The organism is Arthrobacter sp. sptzw32 (genome assembly GCF_059089735.1).
In genome coordinates, this window is record NZ_JBNHEZ010000023.1 from 1 (window position 1) to 578 (window position 578).

Consider the following 578-nt stretch of genomic DNA (forward strand, 5'->3'; position numbering starts at 1 on the left):
CTGACGGCGGCCGCTGCAGCCGCACCGGGTGTGCTGGCCGGGGGTGACTACGTTGAAGCCGCTGATTTCGCCGGGCACGTGGAAGACCTCTTTCGGACCGTGGAGTACCTGCAGGTCCTCGCCGCAGGGACCGTGGACCGCACCCGAACACAGGCCATTACCGCCGCCGACACCGCCCGGGCCTGCCGGGCCCGGACAGGCAAAGGCTGGGTCACCGGCTGGGACAACGGCGTGGAAACCCTGACCGAAACAGACACCGCCTGGCCGGCAGCTCCAACAGCAACCGGTACACCTACTGCCCGTATGGTCACCTCACCGGCCGATGACGGGTGCGCCACCACCGCCGAGTTCCTCCGCCAACGGCTCCGGATCGGCAAAAGCGAAGCCCACCGCCGGCTCGCCCTCGCCGCGGACATCCTGCCCGCCACCACCCTCACCGGCCAGACCATCCCGGCCCCACGCGAACACCTCACCACCGCCCTCACCCCAACCCCCGGCACCGCCGCCCTCACCCCCGCCGGCGGCTCTGGTGTCGGCCCTGCAGTGTCTTCCCGGGCCGGGACCATCATCAGCCTGAC

At 70.9% G+C, this 578-nt stretch carries 1 pseudogene; it reads left to right on the forward strand.

Annotated elements, in window-relative coordinates:
* A pseudogene (locus AC5RVN_RS17430) lies at nt 1-578 on the forward strand (HNH endonuclease signature motif containing protein); the annotation flags it as partial.